This window comes from Streptomyces sp. NPDC001135, assembly GCF_053598395.1.
Genome location: NZ_JBSFKD010000002.1, coordinates 1 through 20,322 on the forward strand (window position 1 = coordinate 1; position 20,322 = coordinate 20,322).

Genomic DNA, 20,322 nt, shown 5'->3' on the forward strand with positions numbered 1-20,322 from the left:
ACGAGCCCGACTCCGGGACCTCCGCGTCCTGTCCCGTCGCGTCCGGTGTGGTGGCCGCGGTGCGCTCCCAGCTGCCCGTCTCCGAGCTGTCCCCGCCCGGTGCGGCCGGAGCAGCCGGCCCCGGCCGCCGCACCGGCACCTCCGGCACGACCGGCACCTCCGGCACGACCGGCCCCCACGCGACCACCGGCAGGAACACCACCACCGGCGCCGCGGCCACCACCGCCCCCGACCAGGACACCACCGTCCTCGCCGCCACCCCCGGCGACGGCCGGCCCGCCGGAGGCGACGGAAAGGGCAAGGGGAAGAAGCCCAAGCGGCCCAAGCGGACCGGGTGGCGGCGGATCATCCCGACCTGGCGCATGGTGCTCGGCACCGTCGTCATCGGGATCCTCCTCCTCGTCGGGCTCTTCGTTCTCGGCTACTCCCTCGTGAACATCCCGCCCGCCAACGCCCTCGCCACCAAGCAGGCGAACGTCTACTTCTACGCCGACGGCTCCCAGATCGCCCGCGACACACGCGACAGCCAGGTCAACCGTGAGAACGTCGGCCTCGCCGAGGTCTCCAAGGACGCCCAGCACGCCGTACTGGCCGCCGAGGACCGCGACTTCTACACCGAGTCCGCCGTCGACCCCAAGGCCATGCTCCGCGCCGCCTGGAACACCGCCACCGGCAAGGGCAAGCAGTCCGGCTCCACGATCACCCAGCAGTACGTGAAGAACTACTACCTGGCCCAGGAGCAGACGCTCACCCGCAAGGCCAGGGAGTTCTTCATCTCGATCAAGCTGGACCGGACCAAGTCCAAGGACCAGATCCTGGAGGGCTACCTCAACACCAGCTACTTCGGCCGCGGTGCCTACGGCATCCAGGCCGCCGCCCAGGCCTACTTCGGCGCCGACGCCAGGGACCTCGACCCGGCCCGCGCCGCCTACCTCGCCGCGCTCGTCAACGCGCCCAGCGAGTACGACGTCGTCGCCCACCCGGAGAACAAGGCCGCGGCCGTCGCCCGCTGGAACTACGTCCTGGACGGCATGGTCAAGAAGGGCTGGCTCAGCGAGTCCAAGCGCGCCGGCATGAAGTTCCCCATGCCGAAGGAACAGACGGTCTCCACCGGCCTGTCCGGCCAGCGCGGCTACCTCGTGGACGCGATCAAGCACTACCTGGCCGCGAACAACATCCTCGACGCCGACCAGCTCGCCGCCGGCGGCTACCGCATCACCACCACCATCCAGAAGAACAAGCAGGACGCCTTCGTCAAGGCGGTCGACGACCAGCTGATGTCCAAGCTGGACAAGAAGAACAACCCGAAGGACAAGTACGTCCGCGCGGGCGGCGCCTCCATCGACCCGAAGACCGGCAAGGTCGTCGCCATGTACGGCGGCATCGACTACGTGAAGCAGTACACCAACGGCGCGACCCGCGGTGACTTCCAGGTCGGCTCCACCTTCAAGCCCCTCGTGTTCACCTCGGCGGTGCAGAACGGCTCCACCACCCAGGACGGCCGCACCATCACCCCGAACACCGTGTACGACGGCACCAACAAGCGGCTCGTCGAGGGCTGGAGCGGCGCGCCCTACAACCCGGAGAACGAGGACCAGAAGTCGTACGGACCGATCACCGTCACCAAGGCGACGGACCTGTCCGTGAACTCCGTCTACGCGCAGATGGCCGCCGACGTCGGCCCGTCCAAGGTCAAGCAGACCGCGATCGACCTCGGTATCCCGGCCGACACCCCGGACCTGTACCCGTCCCCGTCGATGGCGCTCGGCACCGCCACCGCCAGTGTCCTGGACATGGCCGAGGCGTACGCGACGATCGCCAACCACGGCAAGCACGGCACGTACACCCTGATCGAGAAGATCACCAAGGACGGCACCAAGGACGTGTCGCTGCCCGACCAGCCGGTCAAGCAGGCCGTCAGCCGGGAGGCCGCCGACACCACCACGTCGATGCTGCAGAGCGTCGTCGACAACGGCACCGCCGTCGCCGCGCAGGACGCGGACCGCCCGGCGGCCGGCAAGACCGGCACCGCCGAGAACGACACCGCCGCCTGGTTCGCGGGCTACACCCCCGACCTGGCCACGGTCGTCTCCGTCATGGGCCAGGACCCGGTGACCGCCAAGCACATGCCGCTGTACGGCGCCCTCGGCCAGCCCCGTATGAACGGCGGCGGCCCGCCCACCCAGATCTGGGCCCAGTACACGCGCACGGCCCTCAAGGGCACCCCGGCGAGCGACTTCGACCTGCAGCTGCAGCAGGGCGCCGACCAGCCCCAGCCGCCCAGCACCGGCTCCTCCGCCCAGCCGGGCACCACCGGCAACCAGAACACCGGCGGTACGACCACCGGCGGCGGCCCGGGCAACGGCGGAGCGACCGCGAGCCCGACCGGCGGCGGCACCACCACCGGGACCCCCACCACCGGCGGCGCGACCACCGGCGGTGACACCACGGGCACCACCACCGGCGGCACCACCGGGACCCCCACCACCGGCGGCGGCACCACCACCGGTGGGGACCCCACGGGCGGTGACACCACCGGCGGCGACACGACCGGGGGCGACACCACCGGCGGCGGTACGGACACCGGCGGTGCCACCGACGCCGGCAATACGACCGGTACGACCGCCGGCCCCGGAGGCGGCCCCGTCACCTGACGTCCGACCGCTCCCGGTCAGTGACCGCTGGTCGCCTTCAGCCCCACCACGGCGACCAGCAGCAGACACACGAAGAAGACCCGGGCGGCGGTGACCGGCTCACCCAGCACCACCATGCCGAGCACCGCCGCACCGGCCGCCCCGATGCCCACCCACACGCCGTAGGCGGTACCGATGGGCAGCGACTTCGCGGCGTACGACAACAGGACCATGCTGGCGACGATCCCGGCACCGGTGCACACACTGGGCACCAGCCGGGTGAAGCCCTCGGTGTACTTCATCCCGATCGACCAGCCCACTTCCAGCAGACCGGCGACGACCAACACCACCCAGGCCACGACAGGCACCTCCAGGACGAACGACGACTCTCTTCTCGCGGTGCGTCGTCTTTGCCTGCATCCCGGTACGGCGCGTCTCGTCGGGCTCGCTCCCGAACATAGCAAAGGCAGCGCGAAGGGGCCGGTGAGCGTCGTCACCGGCCCCTTCGCGCTGCCGAATTACAGCCAGGCCCCGTTACAGGTACAGACCCGTGGAGTCCTCCGACCCCTCGAACCGGTCCGCGGCCACGGCGTGCAGATCCCGCTCGCGCATGAGCACGTACGCCACACCCCGCACCTCGACCTCGGCCCGGTCCTCCGGGTCGAACAGGACCCGGTCACCCGGCTCCACGGTCCGTACGTTCTGCCCGACCGCGACGACCTCGGCCCAGGCCAGCCGCCGTCCGACCGCCGCGGTGGCGGGAATCAGAATGCCGCCCCCCGACCGCCGCTCGCCCTCACCGGTCTCCTGCTTGACCAGAACCCGGTCGTGCAGCATCCGGATCGGGAGCTTGTCGTGATGAGGGGTGCTGTGCTGGTTTCTGTTGGCGCTCACGCCTCGAACCTACCTGTCCTCGCCCTGCCCGTACGCGCCCGGGTCAGCCCTTGCGCCGCCGCGAGCCCACGGTGAGCAGCCCGACGACGCCGACGGCCAGCAGCGCGACCGGCACGACCCGCTCCACCCGCAGCCCGCCCTTCTCGTCGACGAACTGCGCCCGCACCTCACTCACCACGCGATTGACCTGGACGTACGCCCGGCCGACCGTGTGATCGATGTTCGCGACGACCTTGGCCTTGGCATCCCCGACGATCGTCTTCGGATGCACCCGCACCCCGATCTCGTCGAGCGTCTCGGCCAGCACTTCACGGCGGCGCTTGATGTCCGCCTCGATCTGCGCCGGGGTTCTGGTGTCCGACGTGTCCGCCACCGTACGGCCTCCGAAGTCTCCTGATGCTGTCCCGGACAGTCTGTCAGCTTCTGCGCCCGGCGCACCGCAAGGCCCCCCGGTTACCCTGGCCCGATGAGCGAGCGACTCCAGCCGGGGGACGTGGCCCCCGCCTTCACCCTCCCCGACGCCGACGGCAACGACGTATCCCTCGCGTCACACAAGGGCCGCAAGGTCATCGTCTACTTCTACCCGGCCGCCCTGACCCCCGGCTGCACCAAGCAGGCCTGCGACTTCACCGACAACCTGGAGGTCCTGGCCGGCGCCGGCTACGACGTCATCGGCATCTCGCCCGACACCCCGGAGAAGCTGGCCAAGTTCCGCGACAAGGAATCCCTCGAGGTCACACTGCTGGCCGACCCGGAGAAGAAGGTCACCGAGGCCTACGGCGCGTACGGCGAGAAGAAGAACTACGGCAAGACCTACCTGGGCGTCATCCGCTCCACGATCGTCGTGGACGAGGAGGGCAAGGTCGAACGGGCCCTGTACAACGTCCGCGCCACGGGCCACGTGGCAAAGATCATCAAGGATCTGGGCATCTGACCGACGGGTCCCACTGCCCGGCCGCTAGCATGGCCGGGCAGTACCACGCGGCCGTGGTGGAATTGGCAGTCACGCTGGGTTTAGGTCCCAGTGGGGTAACTCCCGTGAGGGTTCGAGTCCCTCCGGCCGCACCAGAGTTCAGTCGAGCAGCTCCCGGACGACCGGCACCAACGCCCGGAACGCCTCCCCCCGATGGCTGATCGCGTTCTTCTCCTCCGGGCTCAGCTCGGCGCACGTCCGCGTCTCGCCCTCCGGCTGGAGGATCGGGTCGTAGCCGAAGCCGTTCGTGCCGACCGGGGCGTGACGGAGGACGCCCCGGAGCCGGCCCTCGACCACCCGCTCCCTCCCGTCCGGCAGCGCCAGGGCCGCCGCGCACGCGAAGTGCGCCCCCCGGTGCTCCTCCGCGATGTCGGCGAGCTGGGCCAGGAGGAGGTCCAGGTTGGCCTTGTCGTCGCCGTGGCGGCCGGCCCAGCGGGCGGAGAAGATGCCGGGGGCGCCGTTGAGGACGTCGACGCAGAGGCCGGAGTCGTCGGCGACGGCGGGCAGCCCGGTGGCCTGGGCGAGGGCGTGTGCCTTGAGCAGGGCGTTCTCGGCGAAGGTGACGCCGGTCTCCTTCACGTCGGGGATGTCCGGGTAGGCATCCGCACCGACGAGTTCATGCGGCAGGCCTGCTTCGGCCAGGATGGCCCTCAGTTCGGTGATCTTTCCGGCGTTGCGGGTGGCGAGGATCAAGCGGGTCATGCCCGCCAGTATTCCTCGCCCCGCCCTCACAGCTCCGCCTGGCCCGCGCCGTTGAGGGTGCCCAGGTCGAACACCTCGGCCATCCTGCCGAAGCCCAGGTCGCTGGGGTGCAGGTGGTCGCCGGAGTCGTAGTCGGGGCGGAGGCGGTGGGGGGCGTAGGGGTCGCGGAGGGCGCTGTCGAAGTCGACGACCGCGTCGTAGACGCCGCCGGACCGGATCTGTGCGTTGATCTGCTGGCGTACCGCCTCGCGGGCCGGGGTGTAGCCGCGGTGGCCCTGGAAGGGCGTCAGTGTGGCGCCGACGACCTTCAGGCCGCGTGCGTGGGCCTGGCGGACCAGGGTGCGCAGGCCGTTGAGGATGCGGTTCGGGTCGGCGAGGTCGGGGTTGCGCAGGATGTCGTTGATGCCCAGGTCGATGACGGCGACCTTGACGCCCGGGTGGGAGAGCGCGTCGCGGCCGAAGCGGGCGAGTCCGGCCTGGTTCTCGGGGGGACGGCCGAGGCCGTCGGCCAGGACCTGGTTGCCGCTGATGCCCTCGTTCACCACGCTGTAGCGCGGCAGGTGCCGGCCGCCCTCGAGCGCGGTGCGCAGTCGGCCCGCGAGGAGGTCCGGCCAGCGGTGGTTGGCGCCGGTGGTGGAGGTGATGCCGTCGGTGATGGAGTCGCCGAAGACGACGACGGTGCCGTCGGCCTCGTTGCTGAGGACGTCGAGGCCGGTCAGGTAGCGCCAGTACGGCGTCTGTTCGGTGTACGGGGTGCCGGTGGAGTCCTCGGTGCGGTCGCCGTCGGCGACGTAGGAGATCTGCCGTGCGTGCGGGTGGTAGGTGACCGGGCCGGACGGGGTGGGGGAGTAGGTGGTGACCAGGACGTCGCTGTCGTGCGGGACGGTGAGGCGTACGGCGTCGCTGGTGATCTGTCCGCCGGCGGGTATGACGACGCCGGTGGCGCCGTCGAAGGTGAGGCGGCGCATCGAGTCCGGGTCGGCCGCGGCGGTGGCGTCCCCCGCGGACAGGGCGATCGAGGCGTGCGTGAGGGTCAGCGGGGCCTGGCCGTAGAGGTTGGAGAGGGTGATCCGGGCGCTCGTACCGCCGGTGCTCGTGTGGACGATGTTGCGCACCGAGTGGCCCGCGAGGCCCGTGGTCTCGGTGCCGGGCTCGCCGCCGACCGGGGCGGTGGCCCAGGCGCCGACCCAGGTGCCGGTGGAGGCGGGGGCGACGGAGGAGCCGTGGTGGGGGCGGTTGTCGGCGAGAGTGCCGCGCGGGGTGCCGTCGTCGGCGGCCACGGTGAGGTAGATGGCGGCGGACACGGCCAGCACCAGGGCGACGAGCGCGCTGAGCACCGCATAACCATGACGCTTGGTCATGCTTGTGTTGTTCTCCTCGGGATGGGAGCTCAAAGCTCCGATCTTGACGAGCCCATGATGCGTCATGGGCCGGCGAGACCTGTCAGGGCCCTGCCCAATCCCCCGCTCTGACAGACGCCGGGAACTCGTTTTCCGTTCCGGGAGTCGGTCAGGAAGGGACAATTGTGGGCGGGATCACCGACCGGGTGGAGCTGAACGGGTGGAGCTGATGGGACCTACGGAGACCGGAACGGCGCCGGCGCGGGGTGTGTCGTACAAGACCATGACGGCCTTCACCCCGGCCGACGAGGAGCGCCGGCGCGGGGTGCGGCGGATGAAGCTCACGGCGACGGCCATGCTGCTGTTCGTGGCGGTGGTCTACGTCCTGGCCAAGGTCGCCGCGCACGAGGGCGCCGGCCCCTGGGCGGGGTATGTGGCCGCCGCGGCGGAGGCCGGCATGGTGGGCGCGCTGGCCGACTGGTTCGCGGTCACCGCGCTCTTCCGCCACCCGCTGGGGCTGCCCATTCCGCACACCGCGATCATCCCCACCAAGAAGGACCAGCTGGGTGTCTCGCTGGGGGAGTTCGTCGGCGAGAACTTCCTCTCCGAGGACGTCGTACGGCAGCGGTTGCGCGCGGTGGGCATCGGCAGCCGGCTCGGGGCGTGGCTGGCCGAGCCGGAGCACGCGGACCGGGTGACGGCGGAGCTGGCCACGGCGTTGCGGGGTGCGCTGACGGTCCTCAGGGACTCGGACGTGCAGGCGGTCGTCGGTGAGGCGATCACCCGGCGGGCGAACGCGCAGGAGATCGCGCCGGGCATCGGCAAGACGCTGGAACGGATCGTCGCCGACGGCGGGCACCGGCGGGTGGTGGATCTGGTGGTGGCCCGTGCGCACGACTGGCTGGTACTGCACCGCGACGACGTGATGGTGGCCGTGGAGGGCGGCGCGCCCGGCTGGACGCCGCGGTTCGTGGACCGCAGGGTCGGCGAGCGGGTCTACAAGGAGTTGCTGCGGTTCGTGATGGAGATGCGGGACATGCCCTCCCATCCGGCGCGCGGCGCGCTCGATCGTTTCCTGACCGACTTCGCCTCCGACCTGCAGTCCGACACGGACACCCGGGCGCGGGTGGAGCGGCTGAAGGGGGAGGTGCTGGGCCGGGGCGAGGTGCAGGACCTGATCGCGTCCGTCTGGACGGCCGTTCGGTCCATGATCGTGGCGGCGGCCGAGGACGAGCGCAGTGAGCTGCGGATCCGGGTGCGGGCGGCGCTGCTGTCGCTGGGTGCGCGGATGGCGACCGAGCCGAAGGTGCAGCAGAAGGTCGACAGCTGGGTCGAGGGCGCGGCGGTGCACGTGGTGACGACGTACCGTGCGGAGATCACCTCGCTGATCACGGAGACCGTGGCGGGCTGGGACGCCGAGCACACCACTCGGAAGATCGAGGCGCACATCGGCCGTGACCTGCAGTTCATCCGGATCAACGGCACGGTGGTGGGGTCGCTGGCGGGGCTGCTGATCTATGTGGTGACACGGACACTGGGTGCCTGAGTCCGGGGCCGGGCCCGACTGATTCCGCGGGGTGCGGGCACCCGTGCCGCTGTGTCCCCCTCTGGTCGGGGGGCCCTTCGACGAGGAGGGAGCCCATGAGCGCAGCCGAGGCGACATCGCCGGAGTCCGGCAGGAGCATCACCACCGACATCCCCGCCCGGCTGGACCGCCTGCCCTGGTCCCGCTGGCACTGGACGATCGTGATCGGCCTGGGCACCGTGTGGATCCTGGACGGCCTGGAGGTCACGGTCGTCGGCAACATCGCCGGCCGGCTGGCCGAGCCCGGCAGCGGGGTGTCGATCACCTCGGGCCAGATCACCGGTGTGGCCGCCGCGCTGTACGTGGCCGGCGCCTGTTCGGGCGCGCTGTTCTGGGGCCGGCTGACCGACCGCTACGGCCGCAAGAACCTCTTCATGATCACGCTGGCGGTGTACCTGGCGGCGACGGCCCTGACGGCGGTCTCCTGGGAAGCCTGGTGGTTCTTCCTCTTCCGCTTCCTGACCGGATTCGGCATCGGCGGCGAGTACGCGGCGATCAACTCCGCGATCGACGAGCTGATCCCGGCGCACTACCGCGGCCGGGTCGACCTGATGATCAACGGCAGTTTCTGGCTGGGCGCGGTCGGCGGCTCGCTGCTGTCGATCGTCGCGCTCGACACCGACCTGCTGGCCCGGAACGTCGGCTGGCGGCTGACGTTCGCCCTCGGTGCCGTACTCGCCCTGGTCATCCTCCTGGTACGGCGTCACGTCCCGGAGAGCCCGCGCTGGCTGCTGATCCACGGCAGGGACGGGGAGGCGGAGCGGATCGTCTCGGGTATCGAGCGCCGGGTGGAGCGGGAGAAGGACGTGACGCTGCCCGAGCCGGAGGGTGAGTGGGAGATCCACCAGCGCAGGAGCGTGACGTTCCTGGAGATCGCCCGCACGGTGTTCGGCCGTTACCGGCGCCGGGCGGTACTCGGCTTCTCCCTCTTCATCGGCCAGGCGTTCCTGTACAACGCGATCACCTTCGGCTTCGGTGCCATCCTGACCAGGTTCTTCGACGTGCCCTCCGGCCACACCGGCTACTACTTCGCGGTGATCGCCGTCGGCAACTTCTGCGGTCCGCTGGTGCTGGGCAAGCTGTTCGACACGGTGGGCCGCCGGGTGATGATCTCCTCGACCTACCTGCTCTCGGGCCTGCTGCTGTTCGGTACGGCCTGGCTGTTCGACCGGGGTGCGCTGAGCGCGGGCACGCTGACGGCCTGCTGGTGCGCGGTGCTGTTCTTCGCCTCGGCGGGCGCGTCCAGTGCCTACCTCACCGTCTCGGAGATCTTCCCGATGGAGACGAGGGCGATGTCCATCGCCTTCTTCTACGCCCTGGGCACCGCGGCCGGCGGCATCAGCGGCCCGCTGCTGTTCGCCGATCTGACGGGTACGGGCAGGACCGGCGACACGGTCCTGGCGTTCTCCATCGGCGCGGCCCTGATGTGCGCGGCGGGCCTGGTCGCCGCCTTCCTGGCCGTACGGGCCGAACGCCGCTCCCTGGAGGACATCGCCCGCCCGCTGACGGCGGTGGCGGGCCGGGCCGGGGCGGTGGCCCGGGGTACGCGGGGCACCTCGGGTACGCCGGGTACGCCGGGCATGCAGGGGCCCTCGGCACCGCCGGCGCCGAGCACGCCGTGACGGACGGGTGTCGGGTACCGGTGGTGGGGCCGGGCGCGCACGATCACCAGGACGGTGACGGCGGCCTTCAGGCCTTGCGGTCGGCGACGGCCCAGGAGGCGAGGGCGACGGCGCCGGCGACGCCGAGGACGGACGGCCAGGCGCCGACCTTCTTCGCCAGCGGGTGGGACCCGGCGAACGCGGCAACATAGGCGGCGGTCAGCGCACCAGCGGCCTTCCCGCCGGCCTGCTTGCGCCACTGCTGAGCGGCCGCAGCCCCCGCGACGGCCAGCACAGCCCCGCCGAGCTGCCGCTTCTTGGTCCACCGGGCGACGCCGTACCCGCCGACGAGCCCGCCGCCGGCGATGACCGCACTGGGAACCCTGGCCATGACTGCCTCCTCTTGTTCGGTTTCGCCGAGGCTAACCCAGAGCCGACCAGACTCCCCTGACTTGAGTCTAGGCTTGTCAAGTCTGAGGCATCGAGCTATATAAGAAGCCGTAGGGCATCGCCCCCAGTTCCTGAAGAAGAGGAGTGACCTGTGATGCTCATGCGTACGGACCCCTTCCGTGATGTCGACCGTCTCACGCGACAGCTCTTCGGAGACACGACGCGCCCGGCAGCGATGCCGATGGACGCCTACCGGGCAGGTGACGACTTCCTCGTCCACTTCGACCTGCCCGGCATCGACCCCGAGACGATCGAGCTGGACGTCGAACGCAACGTCCTCAACGTCCGCGCCGAGCGCCGCAGCCCGGCCCCCGAGAACGCGGAACTGCTCGTGGCGGAACGCCCCACGGGCACCTTCACCCGCCAGCTGTTCCTCGGCGACACCCTCGACATGGACCGCATCGACGCGTCGTACGACGCCGGCGTACTGACCCTGCGCATCCCGGTGGCCGAACAGGCGAAGCCACGCCGCATCCAGATCACGGGCGGCGACGCGGGCCGCAAGCAGATCAGCAGCTGACGGCGCGTCGGCCGGCCGACGAAACCACGCGTCCCGGGCTCCGGACGAGCCCCGGGACGCGGTGGCCTGCCCAGACAGCACCGCACCGCATGCGACCGACACCACACCTCCACCACTCAAGCCACCTGCGACCCGAATGCCACACCTTGGCCGAACCCCCACTCATGACCGAGGCGTTACGGGGTACCGGGGGCTCTGCCCCCCGAAGCCCGCGGTGCCGAACGGTCGAACGGCCCAACTGAACAAGCCGAACGGCCCAACTGAATAAAGCGTCGAAGCGTCCGGAGGAGAAGCACGATGACGGTGACGACCCCGCAGCCGAGAACGACCCTTCCCACCCCGCCCCCTCCGGCCCGTGACGCCGACATCACGCGCTGGGCCGAACTGACCGAGGCGGTACGCGAGGCAGGCCAGTACGCCACGCGGACGGAGGCGGAACGCGTGACCCGCACGGTCCTCTCGGCCCTGGGCGCCCACGTGACCGGCGACGAACGCGTGGCCCTCGCCCAGGCCCTCCCCCAAGAGGCAGCCCGAGTGATCGCCTCCCAGATCCCCACCAACCACCCCCTGACGGCAAGGGAGTTCGTGGAGTCGGTGGCAACCCGCATCGAGGGCTCCACGCCCGCAACGGCCCGCTGGGACGTCAGCTCGGTCCTGAGCGTCCTGGCGAACTGGGTGGGCACCGGCCTGACCACCCGCCTCCTCACCCAGCTCCCCCCGGGCTACGCCCTCCTCTTCGGCCGGGCGGACCTGGCCCCGACGGCATAGCACACGGACCCGGGCGCCGCACACCTCCTGCGCGGCGCCCGCCGTCCACGACCGGAGATCCGCACAACCGTTCGCGTCCGTCAGGGGTCTTGGGGGTGCAACCAATCGAGTTCTTGTATCGGGCTCTTCTCTGTCGAGCCCTTCTATGGGGGGAACGGACGTGCGCAGCCATATCCGTCACGCAGTCGTGATCGTCGCAGCCGCCACGACGACCATCACCGGGGTCTTGCTGACCTCCACCGGCGCCCAGGCCGCCACCACGACGGGTCCCGCGCCCACCCGGTACACCGACGACTTCAACGGTGACGGGTACCACGACCTCGCGATCGGCGCCCCGGACGGCGCGGTGGACGTCCCCGGTCCGGACGGGACCCCCGCCCGGGCCCTGAACGCGGGCTACGTCACCGTCTCGTACGGCTCGAAGTACGGCGCCCAGCAGACCGGCCTGAAGGCCGTCACCCAGAACAGCCCCGGCGTGCCGGGCGACGCGGGGCAGGACCAGCGGTTCGGCCGGACCCTCGCCAACGGCGACTTCAACGCCGACGGCTACGCGGACCTCGCGGTCGCCTCACGCTCCAAGGACCTCGACGAGGTCACCCTGCTCTGGGGCGGCCCCACCGGCCTCAAGGGCGGCGTCCGGATGCCCGGAAGCGAGGCCGCGCCCGGTTTCGGCGCGGTGCTGAAGGCCGGCGACTTCACCGGAGACGGGAAGAGCGACCTGATCGTCGGCTACTCCACGTCGATTCGCCTGTACCGGGGGCCCTTCACGGCGGACGGCTCGCCCGCCTCGGTCCAGCCGGTGGACGTGGGCGCCTCGTTCCTCTACACCGGCGCCCAGAAGCGGCTGGCCGTGGGCCGGATCAACAAGGGCACCACCGACGACCTCGTGGTGCTCGGCGAGGACCGCAGACGGGGCCGGGTGCTGCTCGGCGGCGCGTCCGGGCTGCGTCAGACCCCGGCCACCGTCCGGGGTGGCGACAGCGTCGTGATCGCCGACTTCGACAAGGACGGCTACGGCGACATCGCGGTGGGCGACCCGGCGTACGAAACGGGCTCCGAGCGCCACGCGGGCCGGGTCCAGACAGCTACGGCGCCTCCGGCGGCGTGGACGAGAACCGCGGCACCAAGGTGTTCACCGAGGACAGCACCGGTATCCCGGGCGGCGTGGAGGCGGGGGACAACTTCGGCGCCGACGTCGCCGCGGCCGACCTCGACCGGGACGGCTACGCCGAGCTGATCGTCGGCGCTCCCGGTGAGCGGCACGCCACCTGCGAGCACTGCTACATCAGCGGGGGCGGAATGTACGTCCTCAAGGGCTCGGCCCGGGGGGCGACCGGCACCGGTGCCGCGTTCTACGGCTACGACACGGCCGGCCTGCCCCGCCCCGCCGGCGTCTACCGCATCCCCCAGCTGCTCAAGACCACCGACCTGAACGGGGACGGGCAGCCCGAGATCACCTTGCCGGTCCGGGCGAACACGTCGGAGGTCTGGTCGGTCGGAACGAAGGCCGGCAAGATCGCCGGCACCACACCCACCCGCGTGGTGAAGCCCCCGGTCGACTCCCAGGTCCCCTGGCCCGGAAACGAGTTCGGCGTACTCACCGACTGACGCCCCGGCCTCACGCCACTCGAAGTCCCCAGGGCCCGTGCTCGCCCCGCCGGCGGCACGGCCCCTGGGGCACCACCAAGCGCGGACCCCGGAAGACGCCCCGAGTGACCGCTTTCCAGCCCCTCACCGACCGCCCTCCGCCGCCGAACGCCCTGGCATGCAAGCGAGACGCCCCTGCACCCCGGCCGCCGCCGCGAACGCAGCCGCCCCAAGGGCCCAACCTTGCCGAGCCGCCCACTTTCCCCGGCTGCCCGCTCGCTTCTTCCCCGTGCCGGAGCGAGCCGTGTCAGGGGGCGGCCCTACGGCACCTTCGCCGCCGACGGCATCCTCGACACCGTCTCCGCGACGTCGGAGGTACGTCAAGCCAGTGACTTCCGAACTGCGTCGACCAGGGACTGTGGACGTGTGTCGCCGCAACCACTGATGATGTGGTTCGTGACGTAACAGAAGGTGATGCCGTGTTCAGGGTCGGCGAAACCGAGTGAGCCGCCCCGCCCCGTGTGGTCGAAGGCACTCGGTCCGGTCATGGGGTTGGTCTCGGTCGGCAGAATGTATCCGGCGCTGAATCGGCTCGGCACCAGCATCACCCGGTCCTTCCCGCTTGCCTGCTCCCTGGTCGCCGATGCGAGGGTTTCCGGGGCGAACAAGCGCACACCGTCCACCTCGCAGATCAACGCGGCATACATGCGTGCGAGTGACCTGGCGGTGCCGATGCCGTTGGAGGCAGGAAGCTGCGCGGCCTGAACCTCGGGCAGGTTGAAGTCGATTTCGGCCGGGTCGGTGACGGCGTACGCCCTGTTGCTGAGCGAGTCCGGGTTGCGCCAGGCCGCGACTTGCTCGTGAAGTTCCTCGGGGATCGACCCGGGTGGCAGAGTGGTGAGATCGAGGTCCGGCTTACGGAAAACCATGCGGCTGACACGATCGCGTTCAGTTGCGGGAAGTCCGATGAAGAAGTCCAGTCCGAGGGGTGAAGCGATCTCGTCGGCAAAGAAGGGGCCCGGCATACGTCCCGACACCCGGCGGATCACCTCGCCGACCAACCAGCCCCAGGTCCTGCCGTGATAGCCGTGTGCGGTTCCCGGAGCCCACACCGGACGTTGAGCGGCCAGCGCGGCGGTCATCGGATGCACGCCAACGCCTCGGCCAACGGTACCGGTCGGTCCAATGCCACCAGGCCGGCTTGGTGGGACAGCAACAGACGGACCGGAATCTCTGCCTTGCCCATCGCGGCGAACTCGGGCCAGTACTCGGCCACCGGGGTGTCCAGGTCCAGCAATCCGCGCTGGACCAGCAGATGTGCTGCCGCCGCGCTTGTCCCCTTCGTCGCTGAATAGACCAGTTGCATGGTGTCCCGCGCCCATGGACGAGACGTGTCGGAATCCGCGACCCCGCCCCGCGCTCGGTGAAGTTCTCCGCGAACGCCTCGCGCACGGCTTCGAACCCGGCTTCGACCTCGCCGTCGATCCTCGTCATACCGCCCATCCCGGCACTTCGCCCGTCGGCTTCGACGGGTTGGGCTCGCCGTCGGCGGACGGGGGCGACCGCTGTCAGAACCCGGCGGACAGTGCTTGAAGACGTTCGCGGAACTCCCTGACGGACGGCACGGACTTGTGTGGTTCGAGCCGCAAGGAGAACTCCTTCAGAGGGTCCACCGCCCGTACGGAGCCGACCTTTTCCTCGAGAAGCCGGGCGCCCTGGTTCGCAGCGTCCACGGCTCCGTCCAGGTCACCACCGGTCAGCCGGGCCTCGGCAGGCTCGGGCAGAACACGAGTCTGAAGACCTGAAGATCCCAGCGGCTCCCCGCTGGGCTCGTAACGCCTGAGGCGAGTCGAGCCCTTGAGACAGCAGCGTTCATACGGCTTATCGTATTAACTCTGTCACCTATGAGGGGGTCGAAGTGGCCGGTGCAGCACCACAGTTGGAGATTCGCTTCCGGGGTAGGGTCATCGAGCACCTGGGCATCGACATGTACCAGTCGCCGGTGGCGGCCATCGCCGAGCTCGTCTCCAACGCCTGGGACGCGGACGCGACCGATGTCCGGGTGACCCTACCTGGGAACGTCAGAGACGAGAACGCATCGATCGTGATCGTGGATGACGGCGAGGGAATGACCCTGCGTCAGTGTCAGGACCGCTATCTCAACGTGGGCTATGACAGGCGCCGGGACAGAGGGACGGAAAGAACGCCCTTCGGTCGGCCGATGATGGGTAGGAAGGGAATTGGCAAGTTCGCTGGCTTCGGCATCGCCCGCTTCGTTCAGGTCGACACGGTCAGCAAGGAAACTGGCGAGCGTACTGTCTTCCGGCTGGATGCAGAGCAGTTGATCGGCGAGTCGGCCGGCTATGCGGACAGCCAGCCACTGAAGGTTGACGTGCTGACATATGAGGGTCCATCTGAGGAACGGAAGAACGCTCACGGCACGAGGATTACGCTCGAAGACCTTACACTTAAGGTGACGCCGAATTCCAGTCGATTCCGTGTCAGTATGGCCCGTCGGTTCCTGCTCCTCGAACGTGCTGATCAGTTCAAGGTATGGGTGAACGACGAACCGATCGGCGAAGAAGAACAGGTCGAAAAAATCGAGTTCTCCTTCCCCAAGGCTTATCGTGAACATAATCTAAAATCGCCGGACGGCCTGACGATCGAGGGAGAGTGGGGGGTTGAAGAAATTTCGTCGGGGCATGTGATTCGCTGGCGTTTCGTGTTCTATGAGCAGCCCATCTCCGATGAGGAACTGGTCGGGGTATCAGTCTTCAGCCACTACAAACTGGCCCAACGGCCCTTTCTCTTCAACCTCACGGGTGGTCTCGGCGGACAGCAGGGGACGCATTATATTTCGGGTCGCATAGAAGCCGACTTCTTGGACGAGCAGCCGAAGGACTTGATTTCGACGGAGCGTCAGCGTGTCAATTGGGACGTTGACGAGTCACGCCCACTGCTTGAATGGGGGCAAAATCGTGTCCGAGAATTGCTTCGGCACTGGCAGAATCTGCGCGCACAAGGAAAAGTGGATGCAATCCGTAACCGCGTACGACCTTTTTCTCAGAGGCTTGGCAGGTTGGAGCCGCATGAACGCCGAATCGTTGACAAGGCCCTGAATTCGCTGGCGAAAGTGCCGTCGCTGACCCAGGATCAGTTCGCAGACTTGGCCGAGTCGACACTGCAGGCCTGGGAGGGTGGCCGTCTCAAGGAGCTCATAGATGACCTGGCTCAGGCCGAGTCGATGGACGCCGAGAAATTGGTGACGATCCTCGCGGAGTCGCGCGTGATGAGCGCATTGCACGCCGCCGAGCATGTCAAGGGTCAGTTGAACCTTATAACTGGCTTGGAAGAGCGTGTGCGGCTACGTGCCTTGGAGCTGGAGGTACGGGACTACATCGCGGAAAACCCGTGGCTGATCTCACCGGAGTGGGAGACGTTTCGTGTCGAGCGTGGTATCGAGGGGCTTGTCAATGAAATTGCGAAGGTCGCGTATGGCGGGGATTGGAACGCTCGCGTTGACCTGGTGCTCTCCTCGGGTTCTCAGCTGCTCGTCATAGAGTTCATGCGACCGGGGTTGAAGGTCGATTGGGATCATCTGAACAGATATGAGCGTTACGTAACCAAGTTGCGTCACGCGACGATTGCTCGCACCTCAGATTTCAAGCTTGTGTCGGGACTCCTTGTGGCCGACAAGATTGATCAGAGTGCGGATGTGATGGGCAAGATTGCGAGCCTGCGAAAGGATGGCATGGACGCCACGGACTGGGCGGGCCTCTTGCGAGGAGCTCGAAAGCAGTGGCAGAACTACTTTGATATTTTGTACCATCGCGCACCCGACGACCCGCGTATGCAGCAGTTGGGTTCTGGTCGGCAGGCGACGGCCTAGCCGGCAGGGTTGAGGCGCTGTTCGGCCGGTGCCCGTCAAGAACGCCGGCCGGACACACACCGTCACTGCATGAGAGCCGCACGGGCATCGCGCCGGACAGCCTGGATCAGGCGGTCGAGTTCGTCGTCGGACTGGGCGTCGAGATCCACGAACGCGGTAAGTCTCAGTAGTCGAACAAGCGTTTCGCGTAGTACCTTGCGGGACGGAACCGATGCGTCTTTGTGCGCCGCTTCGTCCCGGTGGCTGCGAACGACGGCCCGGACAAGTGCCGGAGATCCGGCCAGGGCCGAACGCCTGGCCATGATCTGATCGAGGTCCGCTTCGCCGAGCACAGACAGGAGTGCATAAGGATCGGCGGTGTGAGGCTCGTGCAGTACGTGGGCACGTGTCCAGAGACGAGCCAAAGCATGGCGTGTGAGGTCGGTTCCCTTGAACCGGTCGGCTGTGTAGCGTCCCTGTCCGTCGGCCGGCCAGCGCCACGCGCACACATCAGGTAGCAGGATGAGTGCGAGAAACGCCCAGACCTGGCGCTGCGCCGCCTCCCCCGGCACCATCGCGCTCTGCTGATGCAGAATCCTGGCGACTCGTTGATCGAAAGAGTTCCGCCACGCCGGACGAAGAGGGCTGGGGTGGCCGTGATCTCGAGCGGCGAGGAGAACGCTGCTTCGCAGTCCGTCCAACTCTTCTCTCGTGGCTCTTCTCCCGCCAGTTGCCGCGTAGACGGCTCGAGCGGAATGATTGGCGACCAAGGTCACGTGCTGGTCGACAGGCGTCTCATGAAGGAGACGGAACCGGCGTTCGGCCTCACCCGGAAGTAGCCTTGGATATAGGAGACTCATGCATGTTCCCTGGGGAATCTGACACCTGCTTGGACATTGGCGCGGAATCGTGACGGATCCCTTCGTCGCTCGTCGCGGAGACGTTTGACCGACTGCTCCGTGGTTTCACCAGGCCGTGCCAGATAGGTTCGTATCAGGGCACGTACAAGTCCTGCCATGGTCACTTCGTCGTCTGAGTCGCCGGCCGATTCCTCGTCCGTGAATGCCTCGTCGTCCAAAGCGCGGCCTACAAGATCGGAAACGATGTCTGCCTCCAGTATTCCCCACAGAACGGCAGAGGTCTCGTCCCCTTCAGCGTTCATCGCCCGCTTTACAGTGAGGTTGTCCTCATTCAGGAGCACGAGCAGGCTCCCCATCGCTGCCTGCTGCCAGTCACCGCTGTCCATACTCACGTACCAAGCTGCGCACTCGGGAAGTCCGGCCTCTCGGAAGGAGACAGGAGCAACGGGGAGAAGCCCCGATGCTCCCTCCAGATGAACCGTAGTCCGGTCGCTCCAGAGAATGGAGCCCAACCTGGTGGCCACGAATGGGTCTGAATACGGAAGATCGCTGGCCAGCTCCAGGGTCGTTTCTACCGTGAGCATTCCGCCGAGATCCGTACCGGTCGCAGTGAAATGCAATTCAGAGGTGACGGCGTCCTCTCCAATGGGCAGGACTTCCTGTACTACTGACACGCGTATCTGCGAGGTGGAAGGCCAGTAGCGGACACAGAGCCGCAACGGAGCATCCGCTGGAAAACCGCAGTCCTCGCGGGCCCCTGTCTGGTTCACTCGTATCAATCGGGTGACCGTGACGTCGGTTGCGTAGTCCCACGCCGGGAGAGCCACCGGCATGGGAGAGCCGGCAGGATCGTCGCGTCTCCACGGCTCAGCGCTGACACGCCCCGATGGTCGGCGATAGGGCCAGACGCGAATGCTCATGATCGCCCCACCACACTGATGTCGATAAGGACGTCTGCCACCGCGGTGATGACGACCTCCACCTCGGTAGCACCCCCTGAGTGGTACAGGACTTCACCGGGAACGAACTTGCTGTCGGCCGATCGCCATCCCAGCACCGTAGGCACTGCAGCGCCCGTAGGTGTTTCGTTTTCGGTGCTGCCGTCACCCGTGAGTACTCGTACCAGTGCTTCCGCATAGGAAGGCCCATGCAGTTGAACGCGCTGGACCACAACTGGCCGACCGGACATCACGTCGAACATGGGGGTGCCAGTCAGAGTTGGTCTACGAGTCCTTGGGGTGCTCGGGGCCGATACAGAGCCCGGCTCGGCGACATCCCGGCCATTGAAGCGGGCACCCTGATCCGACTCGCCAGAGTTTCCGGTGGGAAGCGGACCTCCGCCATCTGGGCCCACGAACCCTGTGCCATGAGGTGAGATCTGATGCAGTACAGCTGTTCCGGTACCTCCAGGGCCGGCCAGGAGGTGGCCGAGTCGTTGTGCCACCGAGCCCATGGCGTACTGCCCTACCTTTACGGCCCGTCTGGCCTGCGCGCCACTCAGGACATCGCAGCGCTCCTTCAGTCTCCGCCCCGCAGTCCGAACGAAGGTCGCCTCACGTCCCTTCAACTGTTGGTATTCCCACGCGTCATGGGAGGGGGGCTCGGCACGGGCAAAGGTGCCGTCCAGGTCGTCCGTCACCTTGAAGACACCGACATAACCAGAGTCCGGTGCCAATCGCTCGGGTCCGGAATGGTACCGGCTCACCAGCTCAGGGCCTCGGAGGAGACAGATGTGGTGGGGTGCACCTTCGAGACCGAGTTCGCGGGCCGCCGGCGAACCCACGACGGCACCGTAGGTGAACTGCGATGAAAAGAAGCCGAGCTGTTTCTTGGGGTTGCCACACATCAGCATTTCTCCTGAGCCGTCGATGACTTGACGGTAGGCCTCTGAGAAGAATGCCAAGGTCGCGTCGGTATCCGGCCCGGGTACCTGGACGTCTACGCCGTTCGCCGTGACCGTGACGGACATCTGCCTTTCGCGTCCCATCAGCATGATGGGCCACAGGTTCCACGCTGCCGCATCGGCCAAGTAGATGCCGGCATCCTCCATGGTGAGCTCGGCGGCCTGTTCCGTGTCGGGCAACGTCGGATCAGTCAGGTCCGGATCCACCACGACGATCGTCGTGCCTGTATCGTCTCCGGCGAAGCCCCTGATGCCGAGACGACGTGCAGCTGTATCTGCGTCTGCATCGTGCAGAGGCTCGCAGTGATCCTGTTCTGGAACGCCCCACCAATGCCTACCTGTGAAGCGAGTGGTTCCCTTCCAGAACGCAGAACGCATCATGATTCCAATGAAGCGTGACCGAAGGGACCCGGTTTCATCCCTGAACCGAGTATGTACCAGTACGCATCCGGCCTTGGACATACGGAACAAGGCGCCTTTGCCGTACCCGAACGTCCCGCCGCTTGGAGCGTCGCCGGAACCCTCGCGATCGCCGCTGTTGAGGACAAAGCGAGGCCATTCGCGCCGCGCGCTCGGGCCCGCGTCCGACCTGGTTGGGCCGGCAAGACCACGTGTCCCACGGTCAGAGATGGACAAGT

The 20,322-nt window shown here is 68.0% G+C and carries 18 protein-coding genes, 1 tRNA gene, 2 pseudogenes and 1 riboswitch; of the genes and pseudogenes, 10 read left to right on the forward strand and 11 right to left on the reverse strand.

Annotated elements, in window-relative coordinates:
* The first annotated feature begins 362 nt into the window (after positions 1 to 362).
* Positions 363 to 2,654: a transglycosylase domain-containing protein gene (locus ACWC94_RS03025; RefSeq protein ID WP_450795008.1), complete on the forward strand. Its 2,292-nt coding sequence runs from the start codon at positions 363 to 365 to the stop codon at positions 2,652 to 2,654.
* Between the two features lie 17 nt (positions 2,655 to 2,671).
* On the opposite strand, the gene sugE is transcribed toward ACWC94_RS03025, so the two are convergent.
* The 3 genes from sugE to ACWC94_RS03040 form a co-directional block, all read right to left on the reverse strand.
* On the reverse strand, positions 2,672 to 2,992 hold the full coding sequence (gene sugE, locus ACWC94_RS03030; protein WP_450794619.1) for a quaternary ammonium compound efflux SMR transporter SugE: 321 nt from the start codon (positions 2,990 to 2,992) through the stop codon (positions 2,672 to 2,674).
* 39 nt (positions 2,993 to 3,031) lie between these two features.
* A riboswitch (guanidine-III (ykkC-III) riboswitch) is annotated at positions 3,032 to 3,100 on the reverse strand.
* Positions 3,101 to 3,167: 67 nt separating this feature from the next.
* Positions 3,168 to 3,527, reverse strand: coding sequence for a GroES family chaperonin (locus tag ACWC94_RS03035; RefSeq protein ID WP_031159553.1), 360 nt, complete (start codon positions 3,525 to 3,527; stop codon positions 3,168 to 3,170).
* 43 nt (positions 3,528 to 3,570) lie between these two features.
* Positions 3,571 to 3,900: a DUF3618 domain-containing protein gene (locus ACWC94_RS03040; protein WP_450794620.1), complete on the reverse strand. Its 330-nt coding sequence runs from the start codon at positions 3,898 to 3,900 to the stop codon at positions 3,571 to 3,573.
* A gap of 93 nt (positions 3,901 to 3,993) precedes the next feature.
* On the opposite strand from ACWC94_RS03040, the gene bcp reads away from it, so the two are divergent.
* Together bcp and ACWC94_RS03050 are read left to right on the forward strand one after the other, a co-directional pair.
* A complete protein-coding gene (bcp, locus tag ACWC94_RS03045) occupies positions 3,994 to 4,461 on the forward strand; it encodes a thioredoxin-dependent thiol peroxidase (RefSeq protein WP_450794621.1) in 468 nt (155 codons plus the stop codon).
* Positions 4,462 to 4,508: 47 nt separating this feature from the next.
* Positions 4,509 to 4,595: transfer RNA gene (locus ACWC94_RS03050), tRNA-Leu, on the forward strand.
* Between the two features lie 4 nt (positions 4,596 to 4,599).
* Here ACWC94_RS03050 and rdgB read toward each other — a convergent pair.
* Both rdgB and ACWC94_RS03060 read right to left on the reverse strand, forming a co-directional pair.
* Entirely contained in the window at positions 4,600 to 5,202 is a 603-nt protein-coding gene (gene rdgB, locus ACWC94_RS03055) for an RdgB/HAM1 family non-canonical purine NTP pyrophosphatase (RefSeq protein WP_450794622.1), read from the reverse strand.
* Between the two features lie 26 nt (positions 5,203 to 5,228).
* Positions 5,229 to 6,563, reverse strand: coding sequence for an SGNH/GDSL hydrolase family protein (locus tag ACWC94_RS03060; protein WP_450794623.1), 1,335 nt, complete (start codon positions 6,561 to 6,563; stop codon positions 5,229 to 5,231).
* Between the two features lie 208 nt (positions 6,564 to 6,771).
* Between ACWC94_RS03060 and ACWC94_RS03065 the strand changes: the two genes are divergently transcribed.
* Positions 6,772 to 8,088, forward strand: coding sequence for a DUF445 domain-containing protein (locus ACWC94_RS03065; RefSeq protein ID WP_450794624.1), 1,317 nt, complete (start codon positions 6,772 to 6,774; stop codon positions 8,086 to 8,088).
* 95 nt (positions 8,089 to 8,183) lie between these two features.
* Complete coding sequence (locus ACWC94_RS03070; RefSeq protein WP_450794625.1) at positions 8,184 to 9,749, forward strand: MFS transporter; 1,566 nt, start codon at positions 8,184 to 8,186, stop codon at positions 9,747 to 9,749.
* Between the two features lie 67 nt (positions 9,750 to 9,816).
* Here the strand turns inward: ACWC94_RS03070 and ACWC94_RS03075 are convergent, their stop codons facing one another.
* Entirely contained in the window at positions 9,817 to 10,119 is a 303-nt protein-coding gene (locus ACWC94_RS03075) for a hypothetical protein (RefSeq protein ID WP_450794626.1), read from the reverse strand.
* A 153-nt stretch (positions 10,120 to 10,272) separates the two neighbouring features.
* Here ACWC94_RS03075 and ACWC94_RS03080 point away from each other — a divergent pair, with 153 nt between their 5' ends.
* From ACWC94_RS03080 to ACWC94_RS03095, 4 genes are all read left to right on the forward strand, one after another.
* Positions 10,273 to 10,698: an Hsp20/alpha crystallin family protein gene (locus ACWC94_RS03080; protein WP_450794627.1), complete on the forward strand. Its 426-nt coding sequence runs from the start codon at positions 10,273 to 10,275 to the stop codon at positions 10,696 to 10,698.
* Between the two features lie 297 nt (positions 10,699 to 10,995).
* Complete coding sequence (locus tag ACWC94_RS03085) at positions 10,996 to 11,466, forward strand: DUF2267 domain-containing protein (protein ID WP_450794628.1); 471 nt, start codon at positions 10,996 to 10,998, stop codon at positions 11,464 to 11,466.
* Positions 11,467 to 11,653: 187 nt separating this feature from the next.
* The gene (locus tag ACWC94_RS03090) at positions 11,654 to 12,703 is read left to right on the forward strand and encodes an FG-GAP-like repeat-containing protein (RefSeq protein ID WP_450794629.1); all 1,050 of its coding nucleotides are present in this window, start codon (positions 11,654 to 11,656) and stop codon (positions 12,701 to 12,703) included.
* Complete coding sequence (locus ACWC94_RS03095; protein WP_450794630.1) at positions 12,631 to 13,074, forward strand: FG-GAP repeat protein; 444 nt, start codon at positions 12,631 to 12,633, stop codon at positions 13,072 to 13,074. Before ACWC94_RS03090 ends, ACWC94_RS03095 begins: the two co-directional genes overlap by 73 nt.
* 359 nt (positions 13,075 to 13,433) lie before the next feature.
* Here the strand turns inward: ACWC94_RS03095 and ACWC94_RS03100 are convergent.
* Together ACWC94_RS03100 and ACWC94_RS03105 are read right to left on the reverse strand one after the other, a co-directional pair.
* Positions 13,434 to 14,547 (reverse strand): annotated as a pseudogene (locus ACWC94_RS03100) (serine hydrolase domain-containing protein).
* A 74-nt stretch (positions 14,548 to 14,621) separates the two neighbouring features.
* A pseudogene (locus ACWC94_RS03105) lies at positions 14,622 to 14,825 on the reverse strand (transcriptional regulator); the annotation flags it as partial.
* 146 nt (positions 14,826 to 14,971) lie between these two features.
* Here ACWC94_RS03105 and ACWC94_RS03110 point away from each other — a divergent pair.
* Positions 14,972 to 16,942 (forward strand): ATP-binding protein, encoded by a 1,971-nt coding sequence (locus ACWC94_RS03110; protein WP_450794631.1) that lies wholly within the window; start codon positions 14,972 to 14,974, stop codon positions 16,940 to 16,942.
* Positions 16,943 to 17,004: 62 nt separating this feature from the next.
* On the opposite strand, the gene ACWC94_RS03115 is transcribed toward ACWC94_RS03110, so the two are convergent.
* From ACWC94_RS03115 to ACWC94_RS03125, 3 genes are all read right to left on the reverse strand, one after another.
* Complete coding sequence (locus tag ACWC94_RS03115) at positions 17,005 to 17,781, reverse strand: DUF6339 family protein (RefSeq protein ID WP_450794632.1); 777 nt, start codon at positions 17,779 to 17,781, stop codon at positions 17,005 to 17,007.
* Complete coding sequence (locus ACWC94_RS03120; RefSeq protein WP_450794633.1) at positions 17,778 to 18,614, reverse strand: hypothetical protein; 837 nt, start codon at positions 18,612 to 18,614, stop codon at positions 17,778 to 17,780. Before ACWC94_RS03120 ends, ACWC94_RS03115 begins: the two co-directional genes overlap by 4 nt.
* A gap of 83 nt (positions 18,615 to 18,697) precedes the next feature.
* Positions 18,698 to 19,891, reverse strand: coding sequence for a hypothetical protein (locus ACWC94_RS03125; RefSeq protein ID WP_450794634.1), 1,194 nt, complete (start codon positions 19,889 to 19,891; stop codon positions 18,698 to 18,700).
* Positions 19,892 to 20,322 lie beyond the last annotated feature (431 nt).

What these genes read in the sequence shown, in the direction of transcription:
- bcp (WP_450794621.1), top strand. Translation starts at nt 3,994, where the DNA reads ATGAGCGAGCGACTCCAGCCGGGGGACGTGGCCCCCGCCTTCACCCTC.
- ACWC94_RS03115 (WP_450794632.1), bottom strand. Translation starts at nt 17,781, where the DNA reads ATGAGTCTCCTATATCCAAGGCTACTTCCGGGTGAGGCCGAACGCCGG.
- ACWC94_RS03075 (WP_450794626.1), bottom strand. Translation starts at nt 10,119, where the DNA reads ATGGCCAGGGTTCCCAGTGCGGTCATCGCCGGCGGCGGGCTCGTCGGC.
- ACWC94_RS03070 (WP_450794625.1), top strand. Translation starts at nt 8,184, where the DNA reads ATGAGCGCAGCCGAGGCGACATCGCCGGAGTCCGGCAGGAGCATCACC.
- ACWC94_RS03080 (WP_450794627.1), top strand. Translation starts at nt 10,273, where the DNA reads ATGCTCATGCGTACGGACCCCTTCCGTGATGTCGACCGTCTCACGCGA.
- ACWC94_RS03120 (WP_450794633.1), bottom strand. Translation starts at nt 18,614, where the DNA reads ATGCCGGTGGCTCTCCCGGCGTGGGACTACGCAACCGACGTCACGGTC.
- ACWC94_RS03085 (WP_450794628.1), top strand. Translation starts at nt 10,996, where the DNA reads ATGACGGTGACGACCCCGCAGCCGAGAACGACCCTTCCCACCCCGCCC.
- rdgB (WP_450794622.1), bottom strand. Translation starts at nt 5,202, where the DNA reads ATGACCCGCTTGATCCTCGCCACCCGCAACGCCGGAAAGATCACCGAA.
- ACWC94_RS03065 (WP_450794624.1), top strand. Translation starts at nt 6,772, where the DNA reads ATGGGACCTACGGAGACCGGAACGGCGCCGGCGCGGGGTGTGTCGTAC.
- ACWC94_RS03060 (WP_450794623.1), bottom strand. Translation starts at nt 6,563, where the DNA reads ATGACCAAGCGTCATGGTTATGCGGTGCTCAGCGCGCTCGTCGCCCTG.
- ACWC94_RS03025 (WP_450795008.1), top strand. Translation starts at nt 363, where the DNA reads ATGGTGCTCGGCACCGTCGTCATCGGGATCCTCCTCCTCGTCGGGCTC.